Genomic DNA, 17,285 nt, shown 5'->3' with positions numbered 1-17,285 from the left:
CCCAGATAGCACTAAGGCCCGATTCATTTATTCCCTGCTAATCTCCCCCTCCGTAACCAGACTGGTATAATACCAATTAGTCTTAATACTTGCTCAATTTGAAGGAGCAAATCTGACGCTGACTGTGTTAAAAATTTTTCATTTAGAACAACTAAATAACCTGAGCTGCGGATAATTAATGCCTTTCTAGCAGCCAGTTTTAGCGCTAACTGCGTTGAATTCACTTCCAATAGCCAGCTATTGGTGCGTAAATTCGCCTTGTTTTCCCTAAAACTTGCTGGCTAAACAAGGAAAAAACTAAGTTGTGCTTTAGCAACAATGAGTTGGAACATTCCTTATCCAAACCTCAGGTTAAATAGCAAAATTTTCGCCGTGTTATCGACAAGATTTTCTCGCCTCAAAATAGATCACTTAATTAAGCGAATTGGTATAATAAGTCTCTCATAATTAAGCGTAAACCTTGGTAGTTCCCAATAAACTGAGTTACACTGTAATACCAATTTAGGTTTCTTTCGTGCAGTAAAGCGAGTTGCCGAGAAAATCCTATTTTATCGTTGCGTACACCTTTAACGTGTATTAACGATAGCAACCCACCAGCAGAAACAACACGAATAAAATTCAAATTAAGAAATTGATTTCTGCGATAAAGTAAATGAATTGGGTTAACTTCATCACGTTAGCCAACATTATTATCAAAAAGGATGCCTATGCCTGAAGTATTTGAACAAGACTACACACTGGAACAACTCCAAAAGGTAACTAAAGCCTTAAACAGTGGTCAGTTTGTTCAAGTTAGGCGTATGCTCGCAGAAACAGCTCCTTGTGATACAGCACTGCTTTTAGAATCATCTCCTCATAAAGTTCGCTCTATGCTGTGGCAGCTCGTTGACCCAGATATCCAAGGGGATGTTTTAGAGGAACTGTCAGAGGACGTAAGACTTGGGATCATCGCCCAGATGGAGCCGGAGCTAATTGCTGCCGCTACAGAAGACATGGACGACGATGACCTTGGTGATGTCCTGAGAAGCCTGCCTGATACCGTCTACCAAGATGTTATTGGTGCGATGGATAGCCAAGATAGAGAACGTGCGACACAAGCATTGTCCTACAAGGAGCACTCGGCCGGTGCGCTAATGAGCACCGACACGGTCACTATTCGACCCGATGTTACCTTAGAAGTTGTATTTAGATATCTACGTCTTAAAGGCGAATTGCCAGACGGTACGGACGAGTTGTATGTAGTTGATAAAGACAACTGCTTTTTAGGTACGCTGCCAGTCAATACCTTATTAACTAAGTCTCCTGACAGTATGGTTCGAGACTTGATGGATGAAGATAAGGAAACGATCCCTATCTCCATGGATGAATCTGAAGTGGCGCAGCTTTTTGAGCGTCATAACTGGATCTCAGCTCCTGTAGTTGACGATAACGCCCATTTGCTTGGTCGTGTCACCATTGATGACGTTGTTGACGTCATCCGTGAAGATGCTGAGCACAGCTTGTTAAGTATGGCAGGTCTTGAAGATGAAGAAGACACCTTTGCGCCAGTTCTAAAAAGTAGCCAGCGCCGCTCTATTTGGCTTGGGATTAACCTGTTAACCGCCTTAATGGCAGCGTTTGTTGCAAGCTTCTTCGAAGGTACTCTGGATATTTTACCTATTCTCGCGGTGTTAAATGGCATAGTACCAAGTATGGGTGGCGTTGCCGGTAGCCAAACGCTAACCTTAGTGATCCGTGGTATTGCCCTTGGTCATATTAACCAGACTAACCAAAAGTTTTTAATGGGTAAAGAGCTGGCGATAGGTGCCTTAAATGGCGTGCTGTGGTCTGTCTTGATCGCAGGGGTTATTGCTATATGGCAGTGGGATTTTACACTCGGTGCTGTAATTGCCTTCGCGATGTTTATGAACTTAGTCGCTGCAGGTATCGCGGGAGCCAGTATTCCAATTATGTTAAAGAAAATGAATATCGATCCAGCGCTAGCTGGTAGTGTGGTACTAACAACGGTTACTGATATTGTCGGGATCTTTGCATTCCTTGGCACCGCCACTTGGTTATTAGTGTAGCAGTAACATAGTCTACATAGCGGGAAATGCTGGTCAAAACCAGCATTTCTTGAACTGAGGAGGGAGAGTTATTCGCCCGCTATTTGCATAGTATTGAGTAATATTGAGCCGGTTTGTACTGCGCCTCGACATTCAATATCACCGCCAATCCCTTCAATCCCCATAAACATATCTTTTAAATTACCAGCAATCGTAATTTCACTTACAGGATATTGAAGTTCTCCATTTTCAACCCAAAAACCAGCAGCGCCCCTTGAGTAATCACCAGTTACCGTATTAACACCTTGCCCCATAAGTTCAGTGACTAACAAACCGGTGCCCATCGACGCAAGTAGGCTAGTTAAATCGTCGTGTGTTGGTTTTACTAACCAGTTATGGATCCCACCTGCGTGACCTGTCGCTTGCATATTCATTCTACGTGCGGCATAGCTTGCCAATAAGTAAGTATTAAGCACGCCATCTGTGATAATTTCTCGGTCGATGGTTTTTACACCTTCACTATCAAAAGGACTCGAAGCAAGTCCTCTTAGTAAATGTGGCTTCTCTTCAATGTTTACGCAGCGATTAAAAATCTGTGTGTCTAAAGAATCCAATAAGAAGCTAGACTTGCGATATAGCGCACCACCACCGATACCTGATACTAAGTGTCCAAATAAGCTGTTAGCAATATCCGCTCGAAAGATAACTGGCACTTTACGCGTTGATACCTTACGACTGCCTAATTTTGCCAGCGTTGATTGCGCCGCTTCTAAACCAACTTCTTCAGGGGATTTTAGCTCCGAGTGCACGCGAGATAACGTATATGCAGAGTCCCGTTGCATTTGCTCACCTTCTTTACCAATCACCATAGTACTCAGGCTGTGTCTGGTACGTGGGAACCCTGCAATTAAGCCATGGCTATTGCCATATACACGGATCCCTTGGTGGCTCGATAAGCTCGCGCCATCAGAATTCACGATTCGAGGATCGAATTCTAACGCTGCTTTTTCAGCAGCTATACATTGCTCAATGGCTTCATCGGGAGAAACTTGCCAAGGATGGAAAAGATCTAAATCTGTTGGTGACATCTCTAGCAAGGCTTTATCCGCCACACCATTACAGGGATCATCCGAGGTAAATCGAGCGATATCTATGGCTTTTTCAACCACAGAGCGCAGAGCTTCAGGACTCAGATCCGCTGTTGATGCTGAGCCTTTATGGTTACCCACATAAACGCTGATACCAAGACCACCGTCTTGATTAAACTCAATGGTTTCAACCTCTCCCATTCGTGTACTTACAGACAGACCAGAGGTGCTAGACATCGCCGCTTCTGCCGAGGTTGCACCTAGTTTTTTAGCATGCGCTAACACATCGGCAACTGCATTTTTCACATCATCAATTTGATTATATATTGGGTGTTGTTGAGGTTGAGTCATAGATACCTTATCCGCTCGCTCGTCTAACTAAAACATATTAGTTAATATGCTATCACAGCTACTAACTATTGTAGTGATCAATTGTGGTATACTCTAATGTTAGAGACCTTAATATTTACTAGTATAGACAAGACCAATGGCTAAACACGAGCAAACGACCGAAGAAGAGATTATTTACGTTTCAAAAAGCGAGCTTAAGCGCGAGGCGCTAGAGTTGCATGAACTAGGCTGTGAAATTGCAGGGCTTGCCAAGAAGCAGCGTGAGAAGTTACCTCTAACGGACGAGCTTAAAGAGGCCATGACTGTTGCGGATAGGATACGTGCTAAAACAGATGCTTACCGTCGTCATATGAACTACATTGCGAAGACATTGCGTAGTACTCCAAATGTCGAAGATATTCAGGCTGCGATGGATTTGATGCTAAATAAGAACAATAAAGCAGACGTATTGCTGAACAAGATTGAGCTTATTCGCGATGAAGTGATTGCCAAAGGAGATAGCAAGATTAATGAGCTATTGGATAAGTATCCTGAACTTGAGCGTCAAAAAATGCGCCAGATGGCGCGCCAAGCAAGTAAAGAAGTAAAAGCTGAGAAGCCAGGCAAAGCCTACAAAGAGCTGTTTCAGTATTTAAAAGAAGCAATTATGCCGTAACGCAGTGTTGTGGCTCTGATACAACATAAAAAGGCGCTGATGCGCCTTTTTGCTTATGATTAGGGCCTGTTTACCTTTCAAGTTTGTTTTTGCAGCAGTTTGATTGGTATTTGTACAAGGCAGAGCCTGCGTAGCATAGTTATTCTATGTGAGTCAGGCGAGAACACAGTAGAAATACTAATCAAGCGCTGCCCTTTGGGTTCACCTGAGTGCGCTTTGTTCATTGTTGCTCAACTTTTGCCTAGATTACTAGGCGGCAAGTCGAGCGTCGCGACCAAAACACACTCAGGAGAACAAAAATCAAACAGCAAAGATCAACAGGCCCTAGTTATCGTAGGTAGTATTACGCTGTACCACCGACAGTAATTTCGTCAATCTTCAAACTCGGTTGGCCGACTCCCACAGGGACGCTTTGACCATCTTTACCACATACTCCAACGCCTCTATCAAGTGCAAGGTCATTGCCTACCATAGAGACCTTTTTCATCACCTCTGGGCCATTGCCAATCAGCGTTGCGCCTTTAATTGGTTGGGTTATCTTACCATTTTCTATTAAGTAGGCTTCAGACGCTGAGAATACAAATTTGCCGGAGGTAATATCCACTTGACCACCGCCAAAGTTACTAGCAAAAATCCCTTTATCTACACTACGAATGATCTCTTCTTGACTGTGCTCACCCGCAAGCATGTAGGTATTTGTCATTCTCGGCATCGGTAAATGGGCATAAGACTCACGACGCGCATTACCTGTAGGCGCCACGCCCATTAAGCTTGCGTTTTGCTTGTCTTGCATATAGCCTTTCAAAATACCATTTTCAATCAGTACGTTGTATGCCGCTGGCGTACCTTCATCATCCACATTCAAAGAGCCACGACGGTCGGCTATCGTGCCATCATCCACCACAGTACAAAGACTCGAAGCGACTTGTTCACCTATTTTGCCACTGAATGCAGAGGCACCTTTACGGTTAAAATCACCTTCTAGGCCATGTCCAACTGCTTCGTGTAACAAAACCCCCGGCCAACCTGAACCGAGCACCACAGGCATCGCACCTGCCGGAGCATCAATGGCGTCAAGATTCACGCGTGCTTGGCGTACAGCTTCTTTGGCAAACTGCACCCATCTCGGTGCACCGTCTACTAACTCTTTAAAGTAACCATAATCTAAACGCGCCCCCCCACCGGCACTGCCACGCTCTCTGCGACCATTTTTCTCAAGCAGTACCGAGCAATTTAAACGTATTAACGGGCGAATGTCGGTTGCAAATGTGCCGTCGCTTGCGGCAATTAACACTTCTTCATATACCGCAGACAGTGAACTTACCACTTGCTGCGCCTCAGGCGCTAAATCGCGAATACACTGTTCAATCTCTCTTAGTAAAGCCACTTTATCCGCATCACTCATGCTGGTAATTGGCTGTGCTGGTTGAAATTGAATGGGTGCTTTTACATCGCTAAATACTTGGACTTTACTGCTTTCGCCAGCTTGCGCAATGCTACGCGCAGCTTCTGCTGCTTTGGTTAACGCTTCAATATTGATGGCATCAGAATAACTAAAGCCAGTCTTCTCACCACTCACTGCACGCACACCAACACCACGTTCGATGTTGTAGCTGCCGTCTTTGACTATGCCGTCTTCCAGCACCCAAGTTTCATGGTAGCTTGATTGAAAGTACAGATCGGCATAATTTACTTTGTGCTGATGAATATACTCGAGAGTTTGTGATAATTGCTCACGTGTCAGCTGGCTATTGGTCAGTAAATTCTGCTCTACATTACTCATAAAAACTCACTTTTAAATCGGTTATGATCCGCAACCGGCATTTTTTGCCGGATCGAATCAAGAAACGCGCTATCTAGCTGCTGTGAAATGGGTTCTAAACTCGCACCAGAGTCAATTAAGACTTCACCCCAAGGCGATACAATTAAACTGTGTCCATAGGTTTCTCGGCCATTTTCATGACAACCTACTTGCGCGGCTGCAACAACATAGCATTGGTTTTCTATCGCCCTCGCCTGTAATAATGGCTGCCAGTGTGCCTTGCCCGTTGCACAGGTAAAAGCACTCGGGACTAAAAATAGCTCAGCTCCCTTCGCTCTCATCATTTGGAACAAACCGGGAAAGCGCAGATCATAGCACACGCTTAATCCAATTCTGCCAAATGGACTATCCACTACCACGACATCCTTCCCAGGCTCTGTTCGCTCAGATTCTCGGTATTGTTTAGTTTTGTCACTCACATCGGCGTCAAACAGATGGATCTTATTATAGCGTGCTACGATTTCGCCACTAGAATCAAATAAGTAACTTGCAGCTAGATATTTATCGTTCTGACTTGGTATCGCGATGGTACCTGCTGCCAACCAAATGTTATGGTGTTGACAAAGCGCTGAGAGCTCTTCGAGCAGTGCTTCATTATGCTGCGCGTATTCCCAAGTCTGTTGAGCATTGTCGCAAAACGCCAGCCAAGTTTCAGGTAAGCAGACTAAGGTTGGCTCTTCAACCACTAACTTAGCCAGCTGGTTTTTAAGGTAATCTATATTTGTTTGGGGTGCTTTAGCCGAGCTCATTGGCAATGCAATCACCTTAGCCATTACCACTTTCCTTATTTTGTGACACAAGAGGTTGCTCACTTTGCTTAAGTGTAGCACTTGGTTGTGATTCTGAATTCAAAGCTGGTGCTTCTTTACTTATATTCTCATCAGCTCCATCTGGCATAACTTCCTCACTAGGGGGCACAACCGGTTTCGGTAACTCAATTTCTTTACTCTTACGATCAACCTCGGTAACCACCGGCTCTTGCATCGTTCCGGTGATTTTAAAATTAATCTCAGAGATCACTCGCGCGGAGTGGATAACCTTATCTAATGCCAGTGCTGCTAACCCCGTCACCGGATTCACCGCCCATGCCATGATCACAGGTAAACTCGACGTGACTTGTGGTGCAACGGCCAAATCATAATTGATTTCGTGAGTATTGAGGTTGGCATAGCCACGTATCGTTAGATCAGCTGGCACGCCATCGAGCTTTGAATCTTCAGTGATCGCAATACCATTCGTTAGTTGTACCGAACCACTCATACTGTTATAGAAAAAGCCTTTAGAAAACACATCTCTAAAGTCCAAGCGTAGCTTTCTGATCAAAGAGTCCAAACTCAGTAGCGAAAAGACACGTGCACCTTTATCACTTATTTCTGCCAAATGACCCTCACCTAAGCGCCAAGTCAACTCGCCTCCTAGGCTAGGTAAATCCATTTCGTATGGTGCGCCTTGCCAATTGAGGGAAAAATCAATGTTGGCTCGGGAGTCTTTAATAGTTGAAGTAATATCAAACTCATCCGTTAGTTCACCGAAATCATCGCTGTTTAACGCGCCGCTTAGCGTCGTTTTACCTTGCTCAAAGCGACCACTGGCATTGAGTTTATGATCTTTTTTGTCAATCACTAACTCTGAGATATTGAGTCTATTACCATCTCCAAACAACGACATATTGACCTGATCTAACTGATATTCACCTACTTTACAGTCACTACACACAAATTCGGTTGCAGGTAAGCTCAACAACCAATCTAACGAGTGAATGTCTCTTTCCACTGTCTCTTGCGCTTGCGGCTCTGACTTAGGTAAATTTAGACGTAGATAATCACTATTAATGTGAATAGGACGGCTTGAGTTTGATGCTGGAATAGCCACTTGTGAGCGCATTTCTTTACTATTGATTTTAAGCTGCATCGCGCCGTCAATCGCAGCCATAGTAAAGTCAACATCATGGAAAGGGATCTCTGAGAATGTTACTTTTGAGAAAGAGCCATTTACCTGATTCAGCGCTGGTAGAAATGCAGGGTCGGAACCTGAACTTGGCGCTTTGATAATACGGTTGATCAGTGGTAACCAAGGCAACAGCTCGACTTCTTGTTGTTTGATTGTGATATCAAAACCGGATGCATTTAAGCCTTCATCTTTACTGCCAATTATCAGGTGTGCATTACGCATCGCACCGGATCCATTTTCAATGATGCCATTAAAATACAATTGATTATCTAGGCTTGCCGTCACAAGATTCGAAATATCATCCCCTAATACAGTGCCGCTTAGCAGTTTAGCTTGATCAGCAGGTTTGCCGAATTGATCGGGTAAGTGACTTGCAATCCCCCGTAAATCACTCGCAAATTTGGCTTTATAGTTAAATCCAGCATCGGCAAAATTAAGCATAAGCTCAGTGCTCAGCACGCTATTGCCTTCAAAGTAGCCGTCAATAATTCCATTAGCATGCGGTTGCAGTTGTTCTATTCCAGCCTCAAGGCTTACCTTGGTCGTTACTTGATAATTTTGCTTATCTCCGCTTCCTGATAAGTCTAACGAAAGGGGCATGTCCAGCCACTTAGCAGACAAATTATTCACTTTGATAGTGTCATCATCGAAGCTAACCACACCTTTCACTTGCTGTAATTGCATCCCAGGCTTTGCCAAAAAAATAGGATTGTTGTCTAGGTAGATGTCACCTTTAGCATGTACGGCACCTGAGTGCAGGTCGACGGCCAATTGCACATCCCCTTTTGCATCACCTTTACCTTGAACAATATCTAATATATTCGCGAGCGGATCTGCGAGCGGTGTTGCCGCAAAGAAAGGCTGTAACGTGCTCGCTTCTGTGGTGTGATTAATATCAACGGTCAGCACATCAGCGTGATTTAAATCCGCAATACTAACAATGACACCCTCATCAATACTTTGATTAACAAGTTCCCCACGGTGTGCGTAGATATCCATTCTTTCGTTTTCGAAGTGTAATGTGACATCACCTGAAGTAACGCTAGGCCAATCCGGGGCAAAACCAAAGGTAACCTCATTCAAACGTGATTTAACTTCAAACTGACCTTGCTTATCAGCGAATGGAAATTGTGAAAGCGCCCCACTCAGTAAGACTTGAGTCTGCAAGTGCTGACCACCTTGGATCCCTGCTTCTAAATAATCGACTAAGCTTTTACGCATAATACTGACAGGAAAGTACTGTGAAGCGATTTCACCACGCCCACCGAGTAGCTCCGCATATAAATCAAGCCGAGGGTCATCTGATAACTGCAAGGAAAATTCTGTGGCTAACGCTACGTCTTGATTACTAAGCCAAAAGTTGGGACTGGAAACTTGCCAGCCTTGCGTTTGTTGATTGCGAATATAGACATCACCACTGAGCTGCTGGAGCTTAATATTATCTTTGAAAGTCTCTTTTGATAGTAATTCAGTTTGTTCAGCACTTAAATTGAGCCTAACTTGCTCATCAGTCGCACTCACCTCTAATCGGGTACCATAAATTCCAGGGATCCCATGAAATGGCTCAAAAGCTATCTCCTCAATGACCCCCCATGCCGCAAAAGCATTATTAGTACCTAGACTGAATTTCGCTGCGCTCAGTTGACCATTGGGATTCATACCATACAACAAATCTCGTCCAGGGAATTTAGCAAGTTGTGCTAACTCAGCTAAAAAGTTGGCGTTAATATCCTTTAGCCAAAAGGTCTTGTTATCTTTATGCCATTTCGCTTCAAATAAAATAGGAGCAAGCGCTTCTTGATTGCGACTAAACTGGATACCACTACTTTGCACCCACCAACCTTGCTGATCTGGCTTTAACAGAAATTGCGCATCATCTAATGCTAACGTGCGCTGATTTTCATCTTCTTGCCAAGTCAACGTACTGGGTTTGATATCTACTGTGATATCTTGCAATGTACCTTGCTCAAAGCCTAACCATAGCTGAGCATTGATGTCTACTTTTAGGTCTGGATGCGCTAAGGTGATAAGCTCTTCTAGCCAATCAACCGGATTAACCTTATCCGCAGATACATAGATATTCCCCGCCAATTCACGTAGCTTTCGCCCTGACAAAGAAAGACGAGCGTTAAACTGACCTTGAGAAAACCCGGGTAATGCGATTTCTCCCGCACCTTCATGTAATGCGCTAGAGTTTTGCCACACTAAATCTTTCAATAATAAACTGTGAGTCTTACCACTAGAAAAGGTGATATTTAGACGACTGTTTTGCACCGCAAAATGCCCAACATCACCTAAGAAAAGGCTTTCAATTAATGCTTGCTGCTCAAAAGCACCTTGATCTTGAGCCGCGTTTAACTTACTCAGATCTATATCGGCTTCAAACCCTTCCAGTACAAAATAGTTAGATGCGATCTGCATTTGTCGTACAGACTCAAATACATTGAGCTGCAATGAGGTTTTGGCGATATTAATGGAAATTGGCGAGTCTTTATTATCTTTAAAAGAGAGCGATTCCAACACTAGGGCAGGTCCATTGCCCTCCCAACTCGCACTGATCTGGCCAATACTAATATCAACATTCAGTTGCTTTTGGATCAGCGCTTCGATGTTACTTCTATAATCATTAGCATAGGGCAAGGCATACTTTAGCGCAGACACCAGCACCGCGAGTGTCACTAAAGTGATCGCAAAGATTTGCCACGCTTTACGCAGGCAGAAAAAACAGACGGCCTTAGCCTGCATGTACCGCTACCCTATTACATCATTACTACGTCAAACTGCTCTTGGCTATATAAGCTCTCAGTTTGAATGCTAACCTGCTTACCAATAAATAATTCAAGCTCAGCTAAATTATGATACTCATCGTTGATCAAGGCTTCGCTCACCGCTGGCGAGGCGTAAACCATAAACTTGTCAGCGTCATATGCACGATTCACACGCACGATTTCTCGTAGGATCTCATAGCAAACGGTTTCGACCGTTTTTAGTGAACCACGACCTGAACAGGATGGACACACATCACAAAGAATATGTTCTAGGCTCTCGCGCGTGCGCTTGCGGGTCATTTCTACAAGCCCAAGTGCAGAGAGTCCATTGATATTGGCTTTCGCTCGGTCTTTAGACAACGCGGTTTCTAAAGAGTGCAATACTCGGCGTTTATGCTCGTCAGATATCATGTCAATAAAGTCGATAATAATGATACCACCAAGGTTTCGTAACCTTAGTTGCCTCGCAATTGCTGACGTCGCTTCAACATTGGTATTAAAAATCGTCTCTTCGAGATTACGATGGCCAACAAATGCGCCAGTATTAACATCAACCGTTGTCATTGCTTCCGTTTGGTCAATAATAAGGTAGCCACCAGACTTTAACTCAACCTTTCGATGTAGTGCTTTTTGGATCTCAGTTTCAACATCAAACAAGTCAAAAATGGGGCGTTCACCGGGGTAATACTCAAGTGCACTAGCGAGTTGGGGAACAAACTCTTCAGTGAAAAGCTTTAGTTCTTGGTAAGTTAACTTTGAGTCAACACGGATACGCTCCATGTCCTCACCAACATAATCACGCAAGGTGCGAAATGCTAAGGTAAGATCCTCGTGCAAAATTTTTGCTTTGCTCGTTTTACGGCGGCGAGTCACAATTTTTTGCCAAAGCTTTTTCAAAAACTCCGCATCATGCTGTAATTCGGCTTCCGAAGCACCTTCGGCAGCGGTACGAACGATAAAACCACCGTTTTCGTCATTATATTGTGCAACGATCTCTTTTAACCTGTCGCGCTCTTGTTCGGTTTCAATACGCTGACTCACACCCACATGCGTCGCGTCAGGCATAAACACCAAATAACGTGAGGGAATAGTGATGTCGGTAGTCAGTCTAGCGCCTTTTGTGCCAAGCGGATCTTTGACCACTTGTACCATAATGAACTGGCCTTGTTTAACCAGCTCACGAATATCCTGCACTTTCTTAACTGGGGACTCGGCCACCCCCTCTTCGATCGAAGCGCTATTCACGATATCTGACGCATGTAGAAACGCCGCTTTTTCCAAGCCGATATCCACAAAAGCAGCCTGCATACCAGGAAGAACTCGGCTTACTTTGCCAAGATAAATATTACCAACGATGCCGAGGTTACCGATCCGTTCAACTTGAACTTCTTGCAGCACCCCATTTTCGATTAAGGCTACGCGACTTTCACTTGGGGTGACATTGATTAGTAGTTCGCTACTCATATTTTATTTTAAAAACCGTTGAATTAATTCGTCTGTCTCATATAAAGGTAAGCCGACAACTGCAAAATAGCTACCTTGGATCTCAGTTACAAAGCGTCCACCTACCCCTTGGATCCCGTAGCCACCCGCTTTATCTTGTGGCTCGTTGGTGTCCCAGTAGGCATCAATTTCAGTTTCACTGAGCGTTTTAAAAGTCACATTGGTCACAATCACATTGCTCAGTACTTTGCTTGTATCTGCAAGTGCAATCGCAGTCATTACCTGATGTGTATTACCAGAAAGGCGCTGCATCATCGCTTTGAAATCCGCTTTATCACGAGGCTTACCAAGCGCTTCTCCGTCAATGACAACCACAGTGTCACTGCCAAGAACCGGCTTGTCGGTATACCCTAGCGCCACACCTGATTGCGCTTTTAAACACGCCAAACGCTCCACAAGCTGTAATGCGGTTTCATCGTCTAGCGGACTTTCATCTGCATCAACACTAAATTGCTCGAACGAATAGCCAAGCTGAGAAAGTAGCGCTTTGCGACGCGGAGAAGCCGAAGCTAAATATAAAGAAATAGACATTATCTGATCCTAAACTGTCTACGATATTTTCTCAGCAGTGGGAATATCCACAGCCAGCACACCATGCCCGTAACTGCAGGCCAGAGATAATGCGGGTTAAAGTAGATATCAAGCAAGAAATGATTAAGCCAAAATTGTAACAAATGATAGAGCGCGAGAAATAGCCCGATCAGCACTGCTTGCTGCCAGATGGAGAAATTACGAATTTTCTGAAAGTTGCTGGCGGTAATATAAATACAAATGGAATAGGTCAATGAGTTCACCCCGAGTGGCGCGCCCATCGCTAAATCTATTATCAGGCCAGTCATCCAAGCCCAACCAATATTCACACGGTGAGGAACGGCCAAAGACCAGTACATCAGCACCAATAATACCCAGTCAGGACGAAATGGTTCAAGTGAAAAAGGCAATGGCATAAGTGCCATGATTAACGCAACAAAGACACTTAATGCAATCAATAAGTTGCTATGTTTACTCATGATTAATTGCCTCTTGGCTACGTTTACCTAACACCACGAGTAAGCGAATGCGATCTAGTTGTGCAATCGGCTCTGCCTGTACTTGTGCAAATGGTAGGCCTTCATCTCTGTCTATCTCAGTAACTACAGCCACCGGATAGCCTTCAGGGAAAGTACCACCAAGCCCGGAAGTGACCAACACATCGCCAATGCGAATATCCATGCTATGCGGTACATGAGCAAGACGAACATTATTGATTTTACCCGTCCCCTCTACCACAGTGCGAACGTCATTACGCAATATTCTGACCGGTGTCGCATGGGTGGTATCTGTCATAAGCAGCACTCTTGAGGTCGTTGTACCGACTTGAGTTAGCTGCCCAACAATACCCATTTCGTCAATAACAGCCTGCCCTTCGCTGATCCCATCAATAGTACCGCGATTAATCACCACCTGATGACTATAAGGGTTCGAATGAACAGACAACACTTGAGATATTAAACGTTGATTGGTTTCCCTAGCTGACGCACCTAATAAGGCGCGCAATTCTTGATTTTCTTTTTGCAAAAACTGAAGCTGCTGTAATTGCTCACTCTGTATTAATTGTTTTTCTCTGAGTGCTTGGTTTTCTTGTTGCAGCTTTTCTCTGGTATTGAGACTTTTCAGGCCCAAGTTGAACGCTTCATAGGGAATGTTAGCGACGTACAGTAGCGGACTGACCAAAGTGTTTAAACTAGTTCGCACCATAGTCCCACCAACCGTGTAGCGGTCACCAATGATCAGAACAATACTAAGCACAACTGCGACAGTAAGTCGCAGTTGTAAAGGAACGGTTCGGCCAAATAATAAATTCATCAGTCGTAACTAAATACGTCACCACCGTGCATGTCTATCATCTCTAACGCTTTACCACCACCTCTTGCCACACAAGTTAATGGATCATCGGCAACCACCACTGGAATACCGGTTTCTTCCATCAACAAACGGTCTAAGTCTTTGAGTAATGCGCCACCACCTGTTAATACCATGCCGTGGGCAGAAATATCAGAGGCTAGCTCTGGTGGCGACTGCTCTAGCGCAACCATTACTGCACTTACAATCCCCATCAAAGGTTCTTGTAACGCTTCTAAGATTTCATGTGAGTTGAGTGTGAAAGAGCGCGGTACCCCTTCAGCTAAGTTACGGCCGCGAACCTCAATCTCAATCGGTGTTTCACTCTTAAACGCTGAGCCAATTTCATGTTTGATATGCTCAGCCGTCGCTTCACCAATTAGACTTCCGAAGTTACGACGTACATAGTTAATAATCGCTTCATCAAACTTATCACCACCGATACGTACTGAAGACGAATAAACAACACCATTTAGTGAGATAATCGCGACTTCCGTCGTACCACCACCGATATCAACAACCATCGAACCCGTCGCTTCAGATACTGGTAGACCAGCACCAATTGCAGCAGCCATTGGCTCTTCAATTAAGTACACTTCACGCGCACCGGCACCCATTGCGGATTCACGGATAGCACGCTTTTCAACTTGCGTTGCACCACAAGGTACGCAAATAAGCACACGAGGGCTTGGACGCATAAAGTTATTATTGTGCACCTGTTTAATGAAGTGCTGTAACATTTTTTCTGTTACATAGAAGTCTGCAATCACCCCATCTTTCATCGGGCGAATAGCTTTGATGTTACCCGGTGTTCGACCTAGCATTTGCTTAGCCGCAGTACCGACTGATGCAACGCTTTTTGGACCACCAGCTCGCTCCTGACGAATTGCCACCACCGATGGCTCATTCAGTACGATGCCTTCTTCTTTTACATAAATAAGTGTGTTTGCCGTCCCTAAATCGATAGAGAGATCGTTAGAAAATAATCCGCGTAATTTTTTAAACATGAGGCTGGGTGACCTTTCAGAATTCTGTCAAACAAAGCAGCATCACCTGCTGCTCTTAATTTACTACTTATCGCTCTCGAACAAGTCGAAAACCTATATAATTCGCTCTAAAATCTGGCGCTAACGCTAAGCGAGTTGACACTCGAGCCAAACTCGGCGCGAAGTTCCATGCACCGCCACGCACTGTAACATCGCTCTGAGAAGCACGCTTTTGCGTCCACTCCCAGACGTTTCCTACAGTATCATATAAGCCATAGCTATTCGGTGAAAATTGGGCAACTGGTGAAGGACTTTTATTAGACCACTCACTGCCACACCAACCACAATTAGCTAGGTTTCTTCCGATTTCATTACCCCATGGGTACTCAGATGCAGTGCCTGCACGCGCCGCATATTCCCATTCAACTTCATTGGGTAATCTAAATTGTTGTCCTTTTTCGCCAGATAACCAGTTGGCATACGCTTTGGCATCATCATAAGCAACACAAACAACGGGAAAATTATCTGATTGCTCGTAACCTGGGTTTTCCCAATTATATTCAAGCTCCCAAACCGGTTCGCCATTTTTATAGTATGCACAGCCTTTACCTTGTTCTGCTAAGGTTTTATATCCAGTGCTTTGTGCAAAACGGCGAAAAGCCGCCACTGTAACCTCTGTGCTCTGCATGGCATATGAATGACTCAACACTTTTTCAACAATGGGACGCTCATTTGGTAAACCATTACCCGTCAGGTCGCCCATTTTAAAAGTGCCTGCGGGGATAATAGCTAGCTCATTTTCGGTGGTTGCTACAGCGACCACTTGCACTTGTTGCGCTTCAGGCTCAGGCTTTTTCGTTACAACAGACGTTACCGATTGGCGTTTCTTCACCAATTTCGCATTAATGGTTTGTGCCGCTCGTAGGTTAATGCGTGCTTTATAAGGTTCATAACCTAATTTACGGATCTCAACATCATAAAATCCGGCAGGAATTGCTACTGTCGTTTTTGTCGCGCCGTAGCTGACTCCATTAATAAATACTTCGTCGTCGTAAACATTTGATCTTAAAGTTAACTCGACTGTTTTATCAGCCGTTTGTGACTTTTTTACAAGAGGGGTCTCCACGACTGGCTGCTTTGTAATAGTCGCAACTTCAACCGGATCACTTTGCTCGTCCGAAAAAGTCAGTTGATTATCACTGTAGACGGTCGAGTAGTTCGACTGGTAATTTACGGCAAGTGGAGTGCCATACTCCGCACAATAACGATTGTCTAAGCTCAACAGGTTACATAAGCGGCTGCTATTTACATCACCACGCATCGTTACGCTGAGATTAACGTTGTAGTTGCCTTGTCCACTAAATCCACTATTTACAACATGGCTGCTTACCACTTGAACCTGCGCGCCAGCCATATTGCGTTTTGGCTCGACAACACGGCTCTCGGTTAGGTTTGCAAAAATCTGATCAATAAAGCGCTTAGTTGCTTTTTGAAGCCCCATTTGCTGACCACGCTGTTCACAAGCCGCCAAGGTTTCTGTGCGCTTACAGTTAATCGTGTGGTCTACCTCTAGCGTACCTTCACGAGTAAACTCATTACGTAGTCGCTCTACGCGCGCGGTGCCAAGCTGATCTTTTAAGTTTTCAAGCGTATTTACTAAGGTGTGCTTAGTTACACGGACCTGCTCAATATCTTTACGCTGTGATGCAATCGCCGCAATCTGCATCGCAATGTCTTCTTTATTCTGCTTGTGATCTGCCACTGCTTGCTGATAACGCGTTTGCGCAGAAGAAATATCAATGGAAGGATCATCAATTAGCCGACGATACAACTCATTCATTGCATCTAAGGCCTGATTTTTTTCTTTGTCTAACTCACCTGAACGTTTTCTCAATAACTCAAGTTGAGACTGCAGACGCGTTTCCTCAGCGAGGTGTTTTTCTAAAACGACCGAGTATCTGTCTAATTCGCTTTGCTTATTAGACAATTCAGACTCGATGGCAGTGACCGTCGCAGTATCTTGCGCCATAGCGCTTTGAGCAACAGTACCCATGGCCAGGATCGAGGCCGAGACAATAAAAGTTAAAGGAGCAATTCGCATATGTTCCATTCCCAACAGCGGCAATTGTTTGGTCTTGTTATTTCTTATAGTTAGGGCTCTATGCTATGTACTTACAAAGTAAAACACAAGCTTTGCACAATTAATATCTGAGTTTACAACTATTAACCAGCGTCT

General features: G+C 44.4%; 12 protein-coding genes. 2 read left to right on the top strand and 10 right to left on the bottom strand.

What is annotated here, in order from left to right:
- Positions 1–707 precede the first annotated feature (707 nt).
- Positions 708–2,066 carry a magnesium transporter gene (gene mgtE / locus NO992_RS05795; RefSeq protein ID WP_010376656.1) on the top strand — a complete coding sequence of 453 codons (1,359 nt, stop codon included), beginning with the start codon at positions 708–710 and terminating at the stop codon, positions 2,064–2,066.
- A gap of 68 nt (positions 2,067–2,134) precedes the next feature.
- Here mgtE and pmbA read toward each other — a convergent pair whose 3' ends face one another.
- On the bottom strand, positions 2,135–3,484 hold the full coding sequence (pmbA, locus tag NO992_RS05790; protein ID WP_010376655.1) for a metalloprotease PmbA: 1,350 nt from the start codon (positions 3,482–3,484) through the stop codon (positions 2,135–2,137).
- A gap of 136 nt (positions 3,485–3,620) precedes the next feature.
- On the opposite strand from pmbA, the gene yjgA reads away from it, so the two are divergent.
- Entirely contained in the window at positions 3,621–4,139 is a 519-nt protein-coding gene (gene yjgA / locus NO992_RS05785) for a ribosome biogenesis factor YjgA (RefSeq protein ID WP_039492934.1), read from the top strand.
- Positions 4,140–4,482: 343 nt separating this feature from the next.
- On the opposite strand, the gene tldD is transcribed toward yjgA, so the two are convergent.
- From tldD to NO992_RS05740, 9 genes are all read right to left on the bottom strand, one after another.
- Complete coding sequence (tldD, locus tag NO992_RS05780) at positions 4,483–5,922, bottom strand: metalloprotease TldD (RefSeq protein ID WP_010376653.1); 1,440 nt, start codon at positions 5,920–5,922, stop codon at positions 4,483–4,485.
- The gene (locus tag NO992_RS05775; protein WP_017219039.1) at positions 5,919–6,734 is read right to left on the bottom strand and encodes a carbon-nitrogen hydrolase family protein; all 816 of its coding nucleotides are present in this window, start codon (positions 6,732–6,734) and stop codon (positions 5,919–5,921) included. Before NO992_RS05775 ends, tldD begins: the two co-directional genes overlap by 4 nt.
- Complete coding sequence (locus NO992_RS05770) at positions 6,727–10,656, bottom strand: YhdP family protein (RefSeq protein ID WP_371375102.1); 3,930 nt, start codon at positions 10,654–10,656, stop codon at positions 6,727–6,729. Before NO992_RS05770 ends, NO992_RS05775 begins: the two co-directional genes overlap by 8 nt.
- Before the next feature lie 14 nt (positions 10,657–10,670).
- On the bottom strand, positions 10,671–12,143 hold the full coding sequence (gene rng, locus NO992_RS05765) for a ribonuclease G (RefSeq protein WP_045990521.1): 1,473 nt from the start codon (positions 12,141–12,143) through the stop codon (positions 10,671–10,673).
- A 3-nt stretch (positions 12,144–12,146) separates the two neighbouring features.
- Positions 12,147–12,713 carry a nucleoside triphosphate pyrophosphatase gene (locus NO992_RS05760; protein ID WP_371375099.1) on the bottom strand — a complete coding sequence of 189 codons (567 nt, stop codon included), beginning with the start codon at positions 12,711–12,713 and terminating at the stop codon, positions 12,147–12,149.
- Complete coding sequence (gene mreD / locus NO992_RS05755; protein ID WP_010376646.1) at positions 12,713–13,192, bottom strand: rod shape-determining protein MreD; 480 nt, start codon at positions 13,190–13,192, stop codon at positions 12,713–12,715. Before mreD ends, NO992_RS05760 begins: the two co-directional genes overlap by 1 nt.
- Complete coding sequence (mreC, locus tag NO992_RS05750; protein WP_371375095.1) at positions 13,185–14,027, bottom strand: rod shape-determining protein MreC; 843 nt, start codon at positions 14,025–14,027, stop codon at positions 13,185–13,187. Before mreC ends, mreD begins: the two co-directional genes overlap by 8 nt.
- Positions 14,027–15,070, bottom strand: a complete 1,044-nt coding sequence (locus tag NO992_RS05745; protein ID WP_010376642.1) for a rod shape-determining protein — start codon at positions 15,068–15,070, stop codon at positions 14,027–14,029. Before NO992_RS05745 ends, mreC begins: the two co-directional genes overlap by 1 nt.
- A gap of 67 nt (positions 15,071–15,137) precedes the next feature.
- Positions 15,138–17,150 (bottom strand): formylglycine-generating enzyme family protein, encoded by a 2,013-nt coding sequence (locus NO992_RS05740; RefSeq protein ID WP_017219036.1) that lies wholly within the window; start codon positions 17,148–17,150, stop codon positions 15,138–15,140.
- Between the last annotated feature and the right edge of the window lie 135 nt (positions 17,151–17,285).

Origin of the sequence: Pseudoalteromonas sp. DY56-GL79 (assembly GCF_041414765.1) — a bacterium.
GTDB lineage: Bacteria > Pseudomonadota > Gammaproteobacteria > Enterobacterales > Alteromonadaceae > Pseudoalteromonas > Pseudoalteromonas piscicida.
The sequence above is the reverse complement of the archived record's forward strand: the minus strand, read 5'-3'. Positions and strand labels throughout refer to the sequence as shown.